This is a genomic window from Enterobacter sp. BIDMC92, assembly GCF_001030225.1.
Lineage (GTDB): Bacteria > Pseudomonadota > Gammaproteobacteria > Enterobacterales > Enterobacteriaceae > Enterobacter > Enterobacter sichuanensis.
In genome coordinates this window covers 1,030,498-1,046,742 of sequence record NZ_KQ087598.1, presented here as the reverse complement: position 1 = coordinate 1,046,742, position 16,245 = coordinate 1,030,498, and the positions used below count along the sequence as shown (strand labels likewise).

At 56.6% G+C, this 16,245-nt stretch carries 16 protein-coding genes; 4 read left to right on the top strand and 12 right to left on the bottom strand.

Annotation, left to right across the window (positions count from 1 at the left end; translation table 11 throughout):
- The first annotated feature begins 166 nt into the window (after nt 1-166).
- Complete coding sequence (gene sbcD / locus SP99_RS04665) at nt 167-1,372, top strand: exonuclease subunit SbcD (RefSeq protein WP_047957864.1); 1,206 nt, start codon at nt 167-169, stop codon at nt 1,370-1,372.
- Entirely contained in the window at nt 1,369-4,500 is a 3,132-nt protein-coding gene (sbcC, locus tag SP99_RS04660; RefSeq protein ID WP_047957863.1) for an exonuclease subunit SbcC, read from the top strand. The genes sbcD and sbcC overlap by 4 nt, the downstream gene beginning before the upstream one ends.
- Nucleotides 4,501-5,033: 533 nt before the next feature.
- On the opposite strand, the gene mak is transcribed toward sbcC, so the two are convergent.
- Nucleotides 5,034-5,939 (bottom strand): fructokinase, encoded by a 906-nt coding sequence (mak, locus tag SP99_RS04655; RefSeq protein WP_047957862.1) that lies wholly within the window; start codon nt 5,937-5,939, stop codon nt 5,034-5,036.
- Nucleotides 5,940-6,062: 123 nt separating this feature from the next.
- Here mak and rdgC point away from each other — a divergent pair, with 123 nt between their 5' ends.
- Complete coding sequence (gene rdgC, locus SP99_RS04650) at nt 6,063-6,977, top strand: recombination-associated protein RdgC (protein WP_025756213.1); 915 nt, start codon at nt 6,063-6,065, stop codon at nt 6,975-6,977.
- A 40-nt stretch (nt 6,978-7,017) separates the two neighbouring features.
- Here the strand turns inward: rdgC and ppnP are convergent, their stop codons facing one another.
- The 5 genes from ppnP to SP99_RS04625 form a co-directional block, all read right to left on the bottom strand.
- On the bottom strand, nt 7,018-7,305 hold the full coding sequence (gene ppnP / locus SP99_RS04645; protein ID WP_008503270.1) for a pyrimidine/purine nucleoside phosphorylase: 288 nt from the start codon (nt 7,303-7,305) through the stop codon (nt 7,018-7,020).
- Nucleotides 7,306-7,376: 71 nt separating this feature from the next.
- The gene (locus SP99_RS04640; RefSeq protein ID WP_008503271.1) at nt 7,377-8,054 is read right to left on the bottom strand and encodes an AroM family protein; all 678 of its coding nucleotides are present in this window, start codon (nt 8,052-8,054) and stop codon (nt 7,377-7,379) included.
- 237 nt (nt 8,055-8,291) lie between these two features.
- Nucleotides 8,292-8,483 (bottom strand): protein YaiA, encoded by a 192-nt coding sequence (gene yaiA / locus SP99_RS04635; RefSeq protein WP_008503272.1) that lies wholly within the window; start codon nt 8,481-8,483, stop codon nt 8,292-8,294.
- 44 nt (nt 8,484-8,527) lie between these two features.
- On the bottom strand, nt 8,528-9,052 hold the full coding sequence (gene aroL / locus SP99_RS04630; RefSeq protein ID WP_047957861.1) for a shikimate kinase AroL: 525 nt from the start codon (nt 9,050-9,052) through the stop codon (nt 8,528-8,530).
- Nucleotides 9,053-9,196: 144 nt separating this feature from the next.
- Nucleotides 9,197-9,655 (bottom strand): YaiI/YqxD family protein, encoded by a 459-nt coding sequence (locus SP99_RS04625; RefSeq protein ID WP_047957860.1) that lies wholly within the window; start codon nt 9,653-9,655, stop codon nt 9,197-9,199.
- 97 nt (nt 9,656-9,752) lie between these two features.
- On the opposite strand from SP99_RS04625, the gene proC reads away from it, so the two are divergent.
- On the top strand, nt 9,753-10,562 hold the full coding sequence (gene proC, locus SP99_RS04620; RefSeq protein WP_025756217.1) for a pyrroline-5-carboxylate reductase: 810 nt from the start codon (nt 9,753-9,755) through the stop codon (nt 10,560-10,562).
- 16 nt (nt 10,563-10,578) lie between these two features.
- Here the strand turns inward: proC and adrA are convergent, their stop codons facing one another.
- The 6 genes from adrA to SP99_RS04590 all read right to left on the bottom strand — a co-directional run bounded on the left by adrA (nt 10,579) and on the right by SP99_RS04590 (nt 16,191).
- Nucleotides 10,579-11,682 (bottom strand): diguanylate cyclase AdrA, encoded by a 1,104-nt coding sequence (adrA, locus tag SP99_RS04615; protein ID WP_025756218.1) that lies wholly within the window; start codon nt 11,680-11,682, stop codon nt 10,579-10,581.
- Nucleotides 11,683-11,784: 102 nt separating this feature from the next.
- Nucleotides 11,785-12,105, bottom strand: coding sequence for a phosphate starvation-inducible protein PsiF (gene psiF, locus SP99_RS04610; protein WP_047957859.1), 321 nt, complete (start codon nt 12,103-12,105; stop codon nt 11,785-11,787).
- Between the two features lie 89 nt (nt 12,106-12,194).
- Entirely contained in the window at nt 12,195-13,610 is a 1,416-nt protein-coding gene (gene phoA, locus SP99_RS04605; protein ID WP_047957858.1) for an alkaline phosphatase, read from the bottom strand.
- 99 nt (nt 13,611-13,709) lie between these two features.
- Complete coding sequence (gene iraP / locus SP99_RS04600) at nt 13,710-13,970, bottom strand: anti-adapter protein IraP (protein ID WP_045285202.1); 261 nt, start codon at nt 13,968-13,970, stop codon at nt 13,710-13,712.
- Nucleotides 13,971-14,124: 154 nt separating this feature from the next.
- The gene (locus SP99_RS04595) at nt 14,125-15,339 is read right to left on the bottom strand and encodes a multidrug efflux MFS transporter (RefSeq protein ID WP_025756222.1); all 1,215 of its coding nucleotides are present in this window, start codon (nt 15,337-15,339) and stop codon (nt 14,125-14,127) included.
- Nucleotides 15,340-15,507: 168 nt separating this feature from the next.
- Nucleotides 15,508-16,191, bottom strand: coding sequence for an extensin-like domain-containing protein (locus SP99_RS04590; protein WP_047957857.1), 684 nt, complete (start codon nt 16,189-16,191; stop codon nt 15,508-15,510).
- Nucleotides 16,192-16,245: the final 54 nt, after the last annotated feature.

The window sequence follows — 16,245 nt, the reverse complement described above, 5'->3', positions numbered from 1 at the left end:
TTTACGTTACAAGTTTGTAATTCGGCGCCATTATGCGTCAGATTTATGACAGATTTATGAAAAACAGTACCACGACAATAGCCAAACTGTTGTTTTATTACAGCGGTTATTTTCCCTTCCCTGAAGGTTTATAATCCTGCTTTCTCTTTTTTGCCACGGATCAGCTATGCGCATACTTCACACCTCGGACTGGCATCTGGGTCAAAATTTTTACAGCAAAAGCCGTGCGGCTGAACATGGCGCGTTCCTGAACTGGCTGCTGGAAATGGCCCAGGCGCATGAGGTAGATGCGATTATTGTGGCGGGTGACATCTTTGATACCGGCTCTCCTCCCAGCTATGCGCGAGAACTGTATAACCGCTTCGTGGTGAATTTGCAGCAAACCGGCTGTCATCTGGTGATTGTCGCCGGTAACCATGATTCCGTCGCGACGCTCAACGAATCCCGCGACATCCTGGCCTTTCTTAATACCACCGTCGTCGCCAGCGCCGGGCACGCCCCGCAGATCCTGAAAAAACGTGACGGTACACCAGGGGCGGTACTGTGCCCCATCCCGTTTTTACGTCCCCGCGATATCGTGCAAAGCCAGGCTGGGCTGTCAGGCGCGCAAAAACAGCAACATCTTTTACAGGCCATCACTGAGTATTATCAACAGCAGTACGCCGAAGCCTGCGCCCTGCGCGGCGAACAGCCGATTCCGGTGATTGCGACCGGGCATCTCACCACCGTCGGGGCCAGTAAAAGTGACGCCGTTCGCGACATCTATATCGGCACGCTCGACGCCTTTCCGGCGCAAAACTTCCCGCCAGCGGACTACATTGCGCTTGGGCATATCCACCGCGCGCAGGTTATCGGCGGCTGCGAACACATTCGCTACTGCGGCTCCCCCCTTTCACTCAGTTTCGATGAAACGGGTAAAGCCAAATCTGTGCATCTGGTGAGCTTCACCGGGGGCAAACTCAGCACCGTCGAGACGCTGGACGTTCCGGTCACTCAGCCACTGGCGGTGCTGAAGGGCGATCTCGACGCCATTACCGCCCAGCTGGAGCAGTGGCGCGGTGTCGAGCAGGATCCTCCCATCTGGCTGGATATCGAAATCACCACCGATGACTACCTGCATGATATGCAGCGGAAAATCCAGGCGTTGACTGAAGATCTGCCGGTTGAAGTCTTACTGGTGCGCCGCAGCCGCGAGCAGCGCGAGAAAATTCTGCTCAGCGCCCGGCGTGAAACCCTCAGCGAGCTGAAGGTAGAAGAGGTGTTCGAACGCAGGCTTTCGCAGGAGGAGATAGACGACGCGAAGCGCGCAAGGCTCAGCGAGTTGTTCTCCCATACCCTGCATGCGCTCAATGATGAGGATGAAAACGCATGAAAATTCTGAGCCTGCGCCTGAAAAATCTCAACTCCCTCAAGGGCGAGTGGAAAATTGACTTTACCGCTGAGCCCTTTGCCAGCAACGGGCTGTTTGCCATTACCGGTGCGACCGGGGCAGGCAAAACCACCCTGCTCGACGCCATCTGCCTGGCGCTTTATCACGAAACCCCACGTCTGAGTAAGGTTTCTCAGGCGCAAAATGATTTGATGACGCGCGACACCGCCGAGTGTCTGGCCGAGGTTGAGTTTGAGGTAAAAGGGACGGCCTATCGCGCTTTCTGGAGCCAGAACCGGGCGCGCAATCAGCCTGACGGCAACCTGCAGGCGCCGCGCGTGGAGCTGGCGCGCTGCGAAGATGGCAAAATACTGGCCGACAAAGTGACGGATAAGCTGGAGCAAACTGCTGCCCTCACCGGACTGGACTATGGCCGTTTTACCCGCTCAATGCTGCTCTCTCAGGGACAATTTGCCACCTTCCTCAATGCCAAACCGGGCGATCGGGCTGAACTGCTGGAAGAGCTGACCGGCACCGAGATCTACGGCCAGATCTCCGCCATGGTCTTTGAGAAACATAAATCCGCCCGCAGTAGGCTTGAAAAGTGTGAGGCGCAGGCGGCGGGCGTCGTGCTGCTGAGCGAAGAGCAACAGCAGCAGTTACAGCAAAGTTTGCAGGCACTTACTGACGAAGAGAAAACCCTGCTGGTACAGCAGCAAAGCCAGCAGAAAGATTTTCAGTGGCTTACGCGCCATGATGAACTGGTGCGCGAGCAGCAGCGTGTCACCGCGTTGCAGCAGCAGGCGCAACAGGCGCTGACGGACGCTGCGCCTGAACTGGCCAAACTCCAGCTTGCTCAACCAGCCGCCCAGCTCCGCACGCTTTGGGAACATCTGCAGGAGCAAACCGCGCGTCTGACGCAAACCCGGCAGCGAATTATCGAAGTAAATACTCGCTTACAATCCAGAACCGCGCTGCGTGCGCGGATCCGCAATACCGCTCTGCGTAATCACGCGCAGCTTCAGACCGAACTGACCGCACTGGCGCAGTGGCTGGCGGAGCACGAACGCTATCGCCTGTTGGGCCAGGAAATGGCCGGCTGGCGCGCGCAATTCAGCCAACTGACCCGCGATAAAACGCACATCGCCACCCTTGCCACACGCATGGCTGAGCTACGCCAGAAGCTGGCAGAGATGCCGGAAAATACGCTGACGCTGGCCGCCGATGAGGTCAGCGCCGCCATGGAGCAACAGTCCCGGACGCGCCCGCTGCGCCAGCGGCTAACGTCGCTTCATGCGCGCTATCAGCCACTGCAAAAGCGTCTGCTGCAAAATGCGCAAATCCTGCAAAAAACCCAGGCGGAACAGGCGAAGCTCACTGAAACGCTGACGCTGCGCCGCCAGCAGTACAAAGAGAAAAACCAGCACTATCTCGATTTGAAAGCCCTGTGCGAAACCGAAGCGACAATTAAGAAGCTGGAGCATTACCGTTCTCAACTTGAGGCAGGCAAACCCTGTCCGCTGTGCGGCTCCAGCGAGCATCCTGCCGTGGAGACATACCGCTCGCTTGAACTGACGGATAATCAACGTCGCCGTGATGCCCTGGAAAAAGAGGTCGCCTTGCTCAAAGAGGAAGGTCTGCTGGTGCTGGGACAGGTCAATGCTCTCACTCAGCAGATCCAGCGTGAGACAGATGACGCGCAGACGCTGTCTCAGGAAGAGCAAGCGCTCGCTAAAGAGTGGCAGGAAACCTGCGCGTCCCTGAATGTCGCGTTGACGATTCAGGACGATATCGCGCCATGGATGAACGAGCAGGAACACTACGAGCGCCAGCTTTATCAGCTCAGTCAGCGTCTGACCCTGCAAAACCAGCTGCATGAACAGGAGGCGCAGGAGCGGCAGTATCAGCAGCAGCTGGCCGCCGCGCGACAGGCGCTGGAGCACACCCTGTTCTCATTATCACTTAACGTCCCGGAAGAGGGAGATGAAGCCGCCTGGCTGCAGGCCCGTGAGGCTGAATTCGCCCAGTGGCAGGAGAAGCAAACGCAGCAGGGTGTGCTTCAGGAACGAATGAACGCTCTGCAGCCGCTGCTCGACGCGCTGCCGGTAAGCCCGGGTGAAGACACTGAAGCGACTATTCCGGATGACTGGCGCGCCATCCACGACGAGTGCGTGTCGCTGCAAAGCCAGCTAAGTGCACAGCAGCAGCAGGAAGCGCTGGAGCAAGCGCGCCTGCAGCAGTCGCAGACGCAATTCACCGCAGCGCTCTCCACAAGCTGTTTTGCCGACCAGGATGCGTTTCTTGCTGCGCTGCTGGACGAAGCCACGCTTCGTCACCTCGAACAACTGAAACAGACGCTGGAAAACCGGATCCAGCAGGCCGCGGCGCTGTGCGGGCAAGCTAACCAGCAGCTGCAGTCTCATCTGGCGCTGCGGCCGGAAGGGCTCGACGCCGACGCGCCCACGCTGCAAACCCAGCTGCAGCAGCTGGCGCAACAGCTTCGGGAGAACACCACCCATCAGGGCGAGATCCGCCAACAGCTTAAACAGGACAGCGACAACCGGCAGCATCAGCTGGCATTGATGCAGCAAATTGAAGAGGCTGCGCGTCTGGCAGACGACTGGGGGTATCTCAACGCGCTTATCGGCTCCAGCACCGGCGACAAATTCCGTAAGTTTGCGCAGGGGCTGACGCTGGACAATCTGGTCTGGCTCGCCAACCAGCAGCTTAACCGCCTGCACGGGCGCTACCTGCTGCAGCGTAAGGCCAGCGACGCGCTGGAGCTGGAAGTGGTCGATACCTGGCAGGCGGATGCGGTGCGCGATACCCGCACCCTCTCCGGCGGCGAGAGCTTCCTGGTCAGTCTGGCGCTGGCGCTGGCGCTTTCCGATCTGGTGAGTCACAAAACACGGATCGATTCGCTGTTCCTGGATGAAGGGTTTGGCACGCTCGACAGCGAAACGCTGGATACCGCGCTGGATGCGCTTGATGCGCTGAACGCCACCGGGAAAACCATCGGCGTGATCAGCCATGTTGAGGCGATGAAAGAGCGTATTCCGGTGCAGATCAAGGTGAAGAAGATTAACGGGCTGGGGTATAGCAGGCTGGATAAGGTGTTTGCGGTGGAATAAATGGTGGGATGGTGCGGTCTGGTGCCCTCACCCTGGCCCTCTCCCACAGGGGTGAGGAATCCCCAGGAATTTTTTTACCGAAAGCGACGAAGGTTATTTCAGGAAAATGAATGAATTACAGCGATGCCCTGGTCCGGCTGTAAATCGCCGAGGCGTTTCCGTAAGGCCGGGGCGAGGCGCAGGGATGCGCCGAGAGGGCGTGGCCTGCAGGGATGCAGGCTCATGCCCGACCCGATAGCCTGAAGGAATAAGCTGAGGGAACCGCGAAGCGGCGATTTACCGCCGGGAGCCCGGGTCGCCAGGGCGGCGGCGATTGAGCCGCCCTGGCACGTTCACAGGCCATGCGGTTACAAAGTAGCAAGGAACATAAAGTGAACGGAATAACCTCCACAGCCGTATGTTCCCCCTCACCCCAGCCCTCTCCCTCAAGGGAGAGGGGGTCGTCTGTGCAGACATTATTTTGTGGGGATCCCTCAGCCCACAGGGAGAGGGTAAAAACATTATAAACGGCAACTTGCGTTGCCGTTTTGCGTTCATTCCGGCCACAGCCACGCCGCGCCGCGAACGCCGCTGGAGTCACCGTGGACGGCTTTACGGATAGGGGTTTCACACTCGCCACCAAAGACCCACTGCTTCACCAGCGTCGGTACCGTGGCATACAGCCGGTCGACGTTGCTCATGCCGCCGCCCAGCACAATCACGTCCGGATCGAGAATATTCACCACATGCGCCAGAGATTTCGCCAGACGCATTTCGTAACGGCTCAGGGCCAGCTCCGCCACCGGATCCTGCTCCTCGACCAGACGCATGATCTCATTGCCCTTGAGGGGCTGACCGCTCAGACGGTGATAGTCGGTCGCAAAACCGGTGCCGGAGATATACGTCTCAATACAGCCCTGTTTTCCGCAGTAGCACGGAACTTCAGTGCGGTATTTGAGTTCGTCTTCATCCATCCACGGCAGCGGGTTATGCCCCCATTCGCCCGCGGTGCCGTTACCGCCGATATGGGCGCGACCGCCAAAGGCCACGCCCGCGCCGCAGCCGGTACCAATAATGACGGCAAACACGGTCTGGGCGCCGGCTGCCGCGCCGTCGATGGCCTCAGAGACCGCCAGACAGTTAGCGTCGTTAGCCAGACGCACTTCACGGTTGAGGCGCGCGCTTAAATCTTTATCAAATGGCTGGCCGTTGAGCCAGGTCGAGTTGGCGTTTTTAACCACCCCGGTATACGGTGAGATCGACCCTGGGATCCCCATCCCGACGCTGCCGGTTTGCCCTGTCGCCTGCTCTGCCATCCCGACCAGCGTGGCAATCGTCTCGATAGTCTGGTGATAATCATCGCGCGGCGTCGGCAAACGGTGGCGGAACAGCTGCTCGCCCTGCTCGCTCAGCGCGATGACTTCGGTTTTGGTGCCGCCCAAATCAATCCCAATACGCACAAGACTCTCCTCATTATTTTGATTATCAACAGAGTAGAAGCACGCTTCCCGATTAGCAATGCAAGCGATGCGACAATTCGTTATCATGCCCGCTGATTTAACGACAAGGCCGTGGAAATTATCATGCTGTGGTTCAAAAATTTGATGGTTTACCGTCTCAGCCGCGACGTTTCGCTGCGTGCAGAAGAGATGGAAAAACAGTTAGCCGCTTATACCTTTTCCCCTTGCGGTAGCCAGGATATGGCAAAAACCGGCTGGGTTCCGCCAATGGGTTCACAGAGCGATGCATTGACCCACGCCAGCAGCACGGGTCAAATCATCGTCTGCGCCCGTAAAGAAGAGAAAATTCTGCCCACGCCGGTGGTGAAGCAGGCGCTCGAAGCGAAAATTTTCAAGCTGGAAGCCGAGCAGGGCCGAAAGCTGAAAAAAACCGAAAAAGATTCGCTGAAAGACGAAGTTCTGCACTCACTGCTGCCGCGCGCCTTCAGCCGCTTCAGCCAGACCATGATGTGGATCGATACCGTTAACGGGCTGATCATGGTGGACTGCGCCAGCGCGAAAAAAGCGGAAGATACGCTGGCCCTGCTGCGTAAAAGTATCGGCTCATTACCGGTGGTTCCGCTGGCACTGGAAACGCCAATTGAGCTAACGTTGACCGAATGGGTACGCAGCGGTGCGGCGGCGCAGGGATTCCAGATCCTTGATGAAGCCGAGCTGAAAGCTCTGCTGGAAGATGGCGGCGTGATCCGTGCGAAAAAGCAGGATCTGGTGAGCGACGAGATCGCCGTACATATCGAAGCGGGCAAAGTGGTGACAAAACTGGCGCTCGACTGGCAGCAGCGTATTCAGTTTGTGATGTGCGACGATGGATCCATCAAGCGTCTGAAGTTCTGCGATGAGTTGCGCGATCAGAACGAAGATATCGACAGGGAAGATTACGCCCAGCGCTTTGACGCGGACTTCATCCTGATGACCGGCGAGCTGGCCGCGTTGATTCAGAATCTGGTGGAAGGCCTCGGCGGCGAAGCGCAGAGATAATTCCACCTAACCCTCTCCCCATGGGGGAGAGGGGATAAAATCATTTCAGGTAGCGGCACAAATAAGAGGTCGGTTCAGCGACCTGCAGATGGAACTCACTGTGACCAGGCACGTTGAAAACCTGTCCGGCAGCGTAAACTTTCCATTCCGTTTCACCCGGCAGTAAGACGTTCAGCGCCCCGCTGACCACCGTCATCTCTTCCGCTTCCGCCGTGCCGAAGGTGTACTCCCCTTCCGCCATCACGCCAACACTGGCGCGGCCAGTACTGCTGCTGGTAAAACCAATGGATTTCACTTTACCGGAAAAGTATTCGTTACTCTGAAGCATGAACTGGCCCTTATATTTTTAGACAAAAATTCACTATAGGGGCCATGCTCATCACCTGTCACGCAAAATCATTACATCAAAAGCTCCGAGGCCAGGCGAGCCATCAGAACGTTGGATAACAGCACGGGCACATCCAGCGCTTTTTGCAGTAAATCACGGTGGTGCTGGTGGAAACCCAGGCAATCCAGGATCAAGACATCGGCCCCTCTCTCGAGCAGCTCCTTCCCGGCGGCAATGAGTTTGGCCTCACTGTCCCAGAACGGATTGGCCAGTGCATATAAGGGCACTTTTTCAAGTACGTGCCATTTTGCTTCCTGATTGTCCATAAGCTCCTCGATGGGGACAATCACCCCCACCTGATGACCATCAACAATCGAGGCCACCAGCGGCGGTATGATCCGCATCGGCTCCAGCAAAATCGCATTGCGCGCCGTGAGTCCCTTAATGGGTGCGGTACTCATCAGCAAAATAACGTCATAACCCTGATTATCGAGCACTTCTATCACGCCCTGTAGCGATCGCTCGATCTTCTGGCGGGAAACATGCGCCAGTTTACCGTCACTTAATAACGTCGCCAGGGGATCCTCCCCCGCCTCTACAGCGTAGTCTTCCATGACCTCTTCCCGACTCATCTTGCCCAGCAGGCTGAGATGCGTTATCTGTTGTTCAGATACATGCTCGGTTAAGAGCGGTAACACTTCGCTTACAGGGACCACACCAATGGTGAGGATCGCCAACGTTGCCTTCATCTTTATCGCCTTCCATTACTCCAACATCGTGCACACAGGTACAGGCTCACTACGCTGCACAGTTCGTTTTTTCAACAAAACAGCACCAAGCGTAGCAGGTGATCCCGACATCGAAATGTAAAGATCGCCTGCCGATACCGGAGTTACTTGTAATAACTAAATATTAACTCCTGCTTAACTTTCCCGATGAGTAAAAAGTGTGATTCAGGCACGATTCTGGAGCGTTTAGGAAAACGTTCAGGTTATGTCGGGATCTTCGTAGCGCCGTTTCGCATCCAGCGCTTCCTGTTCAGTTTCGTGTTCACTGATCAGCGAGTCCGGTTTGGGGTGATCGGCACGCAGTTGATACCAGGTCACGGTATGACCCGTCTGGCCTTTTTCAACGGTAACAATGCGCGCTTCACGCGGATAGGGAGGTCTGGTTGGCATAGCTCATCCTTCTATTATGTCTGAGCTATAAGTATAGACGCCGCTTAGCTGGCACACGCCAATCGCAGGGCGGTAATAATCTGAATCACAACGTCTTCGGGCGTCGCTGACGCATCCACGATGTGATGAGCCGCTTCGCGGTACAGGGCATCGCGTTCGGCCAGCACTTCACTCACCTCTTCGTTGAGCGGTCTGGCGGTCAGCGCCGGGCGTTGCCCCTCTTCCGGAAACGCCTCCAGACGCCCGACCAGAGCCGACACCGGCGCGCTGAGATAGATAACAATCCCCTTTTCGCGCATAAAGCGACGATTACACTCTGCCAGAACAATGCCTCCGCCGGTCGCAATCACCGCTGATGGCGTGGTGACTGCTTTCAGCGCGGCCGTTTCGCGTGCGCGAAAACTCTCCCACCCTTCCTGCTCAACAATGTCGGCGATGGTTTTACCGGCCTCGGTTTGCAGCCAGTGGTCGGTATCCACAAACTGGCGATGACACACGCGTGCCAGCTCCAGACCAACGGTGGTTTTCCCACAGCCGCGGGGGCCAACTAAAAAGATGGGTTGGGTCATAACCAGGTGTTCCCCTTGATGCCGGATGGCTGAAGAGTGTAAAGAAATAATTGCAGAAGATGTTGCGATTACTTTACTGCAAAGCGGTACGGGATGACAACCCTGTGGAGGCCACACTGTACCACAAATTGACAATAATTATCATTACGCAGTGCGGCGCTTCACTTCCAGCAGCCATTTATCCAGTTCGGCAGCGAACTGCTGGCGATCGCGCTGTGACAGGCTGTCCGGCCCGCCGGTCTGGACGCCGCTGGCCCGCATTGTCTCCATAAAATCGCGCATCGTGAGCTTTTCCCGAATGGTCGATGGCGAGTAACGTTCGCCGCGCGGATTGAGCGCCGCCGCTCCTTTCTCCAGCACTTCAGCGGCGAGTGGAATATCCGCCGTGATCACCAGATCGTCCGCGCTGCACAGACGCACAATTTCGTTGTCCGCCACGTCAAACCCCGCAGGAACCCGCAACGAGCGGATGAACCGCGATGGCGGTACGCGAATATTCTGGTTCGCCACCAGCGTCAGCGGCATCTGAACGCGCTCGGCAGCGCGAAACAAAATCTCTTTAATCACATTCGGACACGCGTCCGCATCAACCCAAATCGCCATATTGTCTCCCCATAATGACTCTGCCGACTATTGTCGCCTGCATTTCGTTGTTAAGCTATCAATCAGAGAAAACAACGCATAATGACGGAGGATCGTGATGGACAAGAAAATCGGGTTTATCGGCTGCGGTAACATGGGCAAAGCCATCCTGGGCGGCCTGATCGCCAGCGGGCAGGTGCTGCCGGGTCAGATTTGGGTCTATACCCCGTCACCGGACAAGGTCGCCGCACTGCGCGATCAATACGGGATCAACGCCGCCGAAAGCGCGCAGGAAGTGGCCCAGGTCGCCGATATCGTCTTTGGTGCCGTTAAGCCGAACATCATGATCAAAGTGCTGAGCGACATCACCTCCAGCCTGAATAAAGAGACGCTGGTTGTGTCGATTGCTGCTGGCATAACGCTCGATCAGCTGGCGCGCGCGCTGGGTCACGACCGTAAAATCGTCCGCGCGATGCCCAATACCCCATCACTGGTGAACGCCGGCATGACCTCCGTCACGCCAAACGCCCTGGTGACCTCAGAGGAAGTGGCCGATGTGCTGAACATCTTCCGCTGCTTCGGTGAGGCGGAAGTGATTGCCGAACCGATGATCCACCCGGTGGTCGGCGTGAGTGGTTCTGCCCCTGCGTATGTCTTTATGTTTTTAGAAGCGATGGCCGACGCCGCGGTGCTTGGCGGTATGCCGCGCGCGCAGGCGTATAAGTTCGCCGCCCAGGCCGTCATGGGCTCCGCCAAAATGGTGCTGGAGACCGGCAAACACCCTGGTGAACTGAAAGATATGGTCTGCTCTCCGGGCGGTACCACCATTGAAGCGGTGCGGGTGCTGGAAGAGCGTGGGTTCCGCTCGGCGGTCATTGAAGCGATGGCAAAATGCATGGAAAAATCCGAGAAGCTGAGTAAATCCTGATGACCTCCGCCGGGCGTCAGGCAGCCACTTCGGTGCGGCTGCGCCCGGCATTTTTCGCCCTGTACAACGCGACGTCAGCCGCCTTCAGCCATTCCCGATAATGCCCAAACTGCGGCCCCCAGGGGGCAACGCCTACGCTTATGCGCAGCGCTTCTTTTGGCGCGCACGGTAACGACAGTTTTTCCAGCCGCTCGTGTACCCGGGACATGACGGCGATGGCGCTTTCCGCCGCGGTCTGAGACATAATCACCGCAAATTCATCCCCGCCAAAGCGGCCGATAGCATCCCCTGCCCGCACCGACATCTGCAGCTGGCGCGTAATGGCAATGATCGCCTCATCGCCCACATCGTGCCCCCAGGTATCGTTGATGTTCTTGAAATGGTCGATATCAATCAGCAGTATCGTGGCGGTGCAGTGGTTGCGACGGCACTGCTCAAATTCATTTCGCAGCAGCATTTCCCAGTGCCGGCGATTAAAGACCCCGGTCATGCCGTCGCGGGTACTCATCATTTCCAGCCGCCGTTTATGCTCTGCAAGCCTGACGGCGGTGCGGTGGCTGAGCCAGGCAAACAGCATGGGATAAAGCACAAGTACGGGAAGCGTTAACCCCCACTCCACCGGATCGGGAGTGAAGAAAACTATCCGTCCGGCCAGCGGCAGCGTCACCAGCGCGGAAAGCAGTGTCAGGAAGATCCCCGGTACAAACAGACGACAACCGCCAGAGCCCATCATATTCATCCCCACCATCATCACCAGCGCGGCGGTGGGCAACGCATTCATCCCCATCAGACCAATCCAGAACCCGGCGATAATGGCATCGATCTTCAGATTGAAGATTTCCTGCTGATGCGGTGAAGCGGCACGGCAGGAAAGCTGCCAGGCGAAATGAGGCCAGACGAAGGACCACCCCACCAGTAACAGCCACCAGCCACCGGGTAAAAAATGGGTGACCAGCATTCCGGCAATGGGAAAAAACATGACTGCCAGCCCGACAGCGCGCGCCAGCCGAACCCGCCGGGCAAACTGAATGCCGGCTCGGTGAGGGTCATCCTGAGAAAGGGTTAAATTCCACTCTTCCCGAATGCGCTTTTTGTTGTAATACGTTTCATCATTCATCATTTTTGGGAATATTCTGAAACATTTTCCCAAATTATAGAGAGGGGGTCTGCGGGGAAAGTATGAAATTTCGGGTGAGCCGCCGGAGCCGCTCACCCGTTAGAACTACACTTTTTTCTTCAGACAGGCACTCATAAACTTGCTGCGGTCGTCCCCTTTCAGGGACTGCTCGGTTGCCTTCGCATTACACTCGCGCATTTTTTGCTGCTGCGGCGTCAGGCTTTTTTCATCGGGCTTCGAAGCACCGTTTTTGAGGCAGTCGCTCATATAGGTCTTACGGGCATCCCCCTTCAGACTCTGAGACGTCGCCTGTTGATTACAGGTGGTCATACGCTGTTGTTGCGGCGTTAACGTTTTCTCTTCCGCGTTCGCTGATGCGACCAGGAACAGACCAGAAAGCAGAGTGACCAGTAATGTTGTTTTCATTGCACCATCCTTTTGTGAATATTCCCTGTAAGTCTGGTTCGTGACAGGAAAAAAACCACCCGGCAGATGTGATTTCCGCCGGGCTTTTATCATTTAAGACCCAGTGCCGCCTTCATGGTGTAGAACAGATCCGTCTGATCGGTCAGCCCTACCACGTTGGCCGCATGCGGGCCGTAGGCGGCAATGCGCAGCTGGGTGCCCGTGTGCTCCATGGACTCTTCTTCCGAGTTGCCATAGCTCAGCACCATGACGGCACCATCTTTGGTGTTCAGCGCCTGCGTCAGGCCCGGGGCTTTGGTATCCGCCGGTATGATCTGGCTGGCGTGCGCATGGTCCGCGGTGACGATCACCAGTGTGTTACCCTCTTTTTTCGCGAACGCGAGCGCCTTCTGCACCGCTTCGTCCAGATCGACCGTTTCGCCAATCTGGCCGCACGGATTGGCCGCGTGGTCCTGCTTATCGATCGACGCGCCCTCTACCTGCAGGAAGAATCCTTTTTCGCTCTTGCTCAGCACCGAGATCGCTTTATCGGTCATCGCCGCCAGCGTCGGTACGCTGTCAGTACGTTCCGGGTTAGGCGTACAGGTTACGGCAGGCTTATCGATATTGCCGTGATAAGAGGCTTTGGGCCCTTCCCAGCGCACGGGCATGTTGCCGTCGGAGAAAAGCCCCAGCAGCGGTTTGTCCTGGTTCGCCTCGGTTATCGCCGCCAGAGAGCGGGCATCGCTCACCAGCTGATAGCCGCGAGCCTGTGCCTGCTCGCGCAGCGTTTTGCCCTGCCACTCGCCCGCCGTCGCGGTCTCCGCGAAGGTTTTCGCGCCGCCGCCCAGGGTGACGTCAGGACGCGCATTCAGCAGCTGTTCCGTAATGGAACCCTTGCCGCCTTTTTCCAGCGCGTTCGTGGAGCATTTTTCGCTGGTCACTGACGGGCCATAGCATTTACGGGAGGTTACGTGGGCCACCAGCGCCGCAGGTGTTGCGTCCTGAAGCTCAGCGGTGGAGACGTTGCCGGTTGCCAGCCCTGCCGCTTTTGCCATCTCCAGAATCGTTTGATGATCTTTTTCGTGAATATCGACACCCAGCGCGCCATTATAGGTTTTCACGCCCGTGGACCACGCCGTGGCCGAGGCCGCCGAATCGGTTACGTAATCCGGTTTACCGGTTTTTTTATCCAGCGAATAATGGGTATATTGTCCGGTCAGGGGTAATGCGTCGATACCTTTAAAAAAGCCGCCCGCACCTTCAGCATAATTTCGCGCCGCCGTGATTTCGGAATCACCCATTCCATCGCCGATAAGCAGAATAATATTTTTCGCGGGTTTTTCATTAAGCGAAGCGCGAATAGCGGCGGTTTGATCTTCCGACAATCGGCGCGCGCCGCCAGGCTGGGTGATATCCCCTTTTGCTGCACGATTATCCAGCACGTGAGTCTGGTGGGTGTCAGCATAAATGGCAGGGGTAAATAACAGGGGAAGTAATGCAATGAAAAGTGCGCTCTGTTTCAATTTATTTTCTCCATGTACAAATACATAAAAATAAAAACAGAGCGACTATAGGCATCCTGCATGACAATTCTATGACACGTCGTTACGTCCTGTGACGGTTTAGCTGCGCGGATGCCTTAACAGCTTCTTTACGTACTGATGAAGCATCTCTGCATCCTCAACCGGCACCTGCGATTCAGGCCTGACGCTCTCCAGCGCACCTTCCACGCTCTCAATCAACGCCTGTTGCTCGCTTTTCGCCATCTGTCGCAGCAGCGCGGTAACCACAATTTCCAGTGCTTCGACCTGGGCGACCAGCTCTTTTGATTCCTCTTCCTTTTGTGCAAGCTTGACCAGCAATTCCGCAATCAGATTTTTCATCGTGCTATTTCCTTATCAGTTTTGTCTGAAGTTAGCATTCTGAATCGGTTATGCAAAGAGAAGATATTTATTATGGTATGCAAAAGTGATGTGGGCATAAAAATAAATGCCCATCACGACCAGCGAAACGTTTTTCTATTAAAAAGCGATACGGTTATCTCGCCGATTTCGCCTCCGCCATTTGTCTGCGGCGGCGCAGCGCAATTGCCAGCTGGATAATATTGATTAAAACAACCATCGCCGTGGCAGCAAATACCCAACGAAAACCCGCCATCGCCGAAACGGATGCGCCAATAAGCGGACCGGCAACATTCCCCAGATACATAAATGACTGGTTATATCCAAAAATACGCCCGGTCACCTGGTCGCTGGAATATTTGACCAGCAAGGTCTGTACCGCAGGCAACATGGCACCATCGGCAAAGCCGAGCAGAAAACGCAGGACGCCCAGCTGTAGCGGAGAGGTGACAAACGACATGGCGAAAAAGAGCACCACCGCAAAGCAAAGCGTCGCCATCAGAATGCGCGCTGTGCCGATCCGGTCACCCAGTTTTCCGAGACGCGGCGCGGAAATCAGCGCCGATACCCCCGGCACGGCGGCAATCATCCCGCTGAGAAACGCAATATTGTTGCTGTCTGGCTCCATCGATTTAATAAACAGCGCCAGAATCGGCCCCACCGAACCGTTACAGAGCTGGATAACCATGGTGGTCACAAACAGGCTGATCATCAGCCCCGGATAAGGCAGCGAGGCGAACACGGCCTTACCGCTCAGGCGTTCAGACTTGCTGATAACCGGGCGGCCGCCCTCTTTGATAAGAAAGAGCGTCACCAGAAAACTGATCACCAGCAGAACCGCAGTGATGATAAATACCGCGCGCAGCCCGACATGGTCCGCCAGAAAGCCTCCCAGCAGCGGGCCACCGATAACGCCGCTTATCTGCGCCGTGGAGAGCGTACTCAGCGCCCAGCCGCTCCGCTCACGCGGTACCTGAGAGGCGACCAGGGCCATGGCATTGGGAATATACCCGGAAGTCAGTCCCATCACCGCCCGCAGGAAGAACAGCTGCCAGACGTTGGTGGCAAAGGCCTGCAGCAGAATGGCGATCGCCATCCCGAGCGAAGCGCGCAGCAGCATCAGCTTCCGGCCCTTCCGGTCGGCCAGGCTGCCCCACATCGGCGACACAATCGCGGACACCAGAAACGTGACGCTGAAGGTCAGACCGGACCACATGGAAAGCGCTTCATGCGAGGTCACCCCCAGTTGTGAAACGTACAGTGGCAGGAACGGCAAGATCTGGCTAATGGCAAGCCCGGTAAAGAAGCAACCGAACCAGACCGAGATGAGATTAACTTTCCAGGATTCCATAAAGAAACAGTCTTCATTTTTAGGCGAATTCGCCGACAGATTAGCAAGTTACGCGTGTTGACGTCGCACCAGAGATGCGGCCCGACAGACTTTGGTGTTTTATCTTCCCTGTCATCATATTTGTGAAATAAGTCACAATTCATCCATTTCCTGGCGGAATATTATGCTTCAGCGGCAGAGCCCGAAACCGCGCATCCCCAGATGAAAGTGGTTGGCATGCGCCGCGTTATACTCCGGTCCCAGGCCGTTCCCGTAATAGCCGCAGCTCGCCGCCAGCATAGCCTTTAACCATGGTTGCGTTTTTGCGCCCTTCCAGCCGTTCAGGACCGTGACGCGCTCTCCGTTTGCCAGCCGAAATGCGGCGATATCCAGCGCCTCCGCCGTGGCATGTTCACTGCGTCGCGCGTCGGGGCGGTGATAAATATTGCGGCAGGCAAAGCTGCCGAGGTGATCGATGCGCGTCAGGTCACTGCCCATAAAGCGTTTTGTCAGTGGCCGGGCCTGCTGGTGGATATAGAGCGCTGAACCGAGCGCCAGCGGACAGCTGGCAAGGAAACTGCTGTTCAGACTGACCGGGCCGAAATCGCGCACGCGCACGACGTTGTTAAGCGGGCACGCTCCGCCGCTGTCCGCCACCGGCTGGGAGCGGATTAGCGCGCGTTGGTTAGCCTGGGACAGCAGACTCGTGCATGCCTCGGGGGTTAAACGCCGCAGCTTATACTGGGTGATTCGGCCGGGTGGGTCGTCAAGCGTCAGCGGTATGAAAGGGTTGTAGTAAGGCGGCAACCAGTGGTAACCCACCGTTGCGACTGCGATAAGAATCAAAACGGTCAGCAGCGTTTTTCCTTTCACTCGCCCCCCTCAACATTACCCAAAACATTATGGCAGAAGGTCGCGAAACCCGCC

What these genes read in the sequence shown, in the direction of transcription:
- yaiA (WP_008503272.1), bottom strand. Translation starts at nt 8,483, where the DNA reads ATGCCAACCAGACCTCCCTATCCGCGTGAAGCGCGCATTGTTACCGTT.
- SP99_RS04625 (WP_047957860.1), bottom strand. Translation starts at nt 9,655, where the DNA reads ATGGCGATTTGGGTTGATGCGGACGCGTGTCCGAATGTGATTAAAGAG.
- adrA (WP_025756218.1), bottom strand. Translation starts at nt 11,682, where the DNA reads ATGATGAATGATGAAACGTATTACAACAAAAAGCGCATTCGGGAAGAG.
- iraP (WP_045285202.1), bottom strand. Translation starts at nt 13,970, where the DNA reads ATGAAAAATCTGATTGCGGAATTGCTGGTCAAGCTTGCACAAAAGGAA.
- sbcD (WP_047957864.1), top strand. Translation starts at nt 167, where the DNA reads ATGCGCATACTTCACACCTCGGACTGGCATCTGGGTCAAAATTTTTAC.
- ppnP (WP_008503270.1), bottom strand. Translation starts at nt 7,305, where the DNA reads ATGCTTCAGAGTAACGAATACTTTTCCGGTAAAGTGAAATCCATTGGT.
- SP99_RS04595 (WP_025756222.1), bottom strand. Translation starts at nt 15,339, where the DNA reads ATGGAATCCTGGAAAGTTAATCTCATCTCGGTCTGGTTCGGTTGCTTC.
- sbcC (WP_047957863.1), top strand. Translation starts at nt 1,369, where the DNA reads ATGAAAATTCTGAGCCTGCGCCTGAAAAATCTCAACTCCCTCAAGGGC.
- rdgC (WP_025756213.1), top strand. Translation starts at nt 6,063, where the DNA reads ATGCTGTGGTTCAAAAATTTGATGGTTTACCGTCTCAGCCGCGACGTT.
- psiF (WP_047957859.1), bottom strand. Translation starts at nt 12,105, where the DNA reads ATGAAAACAACATTACTGGTCACTCTGCTTTCTGGTCTGTTCCTGGTC.
- SP99_RS04640 (WP_008503271.1), bottom strand. Translation starts at nt 8,054, where the DNA reads ATGAAGGCAACGTTGGCGATCCTCACCATTGGTGTGGTCCCTGTAAGC.
- aroL (WP_047957861.1), bottom strand. Translation starts at nt 9,052, where the DNA reads ATGACCCAACCCATCTTTTTAGTTGGCCCCCGCGGCTGTGGGAAAACC.
- proC (WP_025756217.1), top strand. Translation starts at nt 9,753, where the DNA reads ATGGACAAGAAAATCGGGTTTATCGGCTGCGGTAACATGGGCAAAGCC.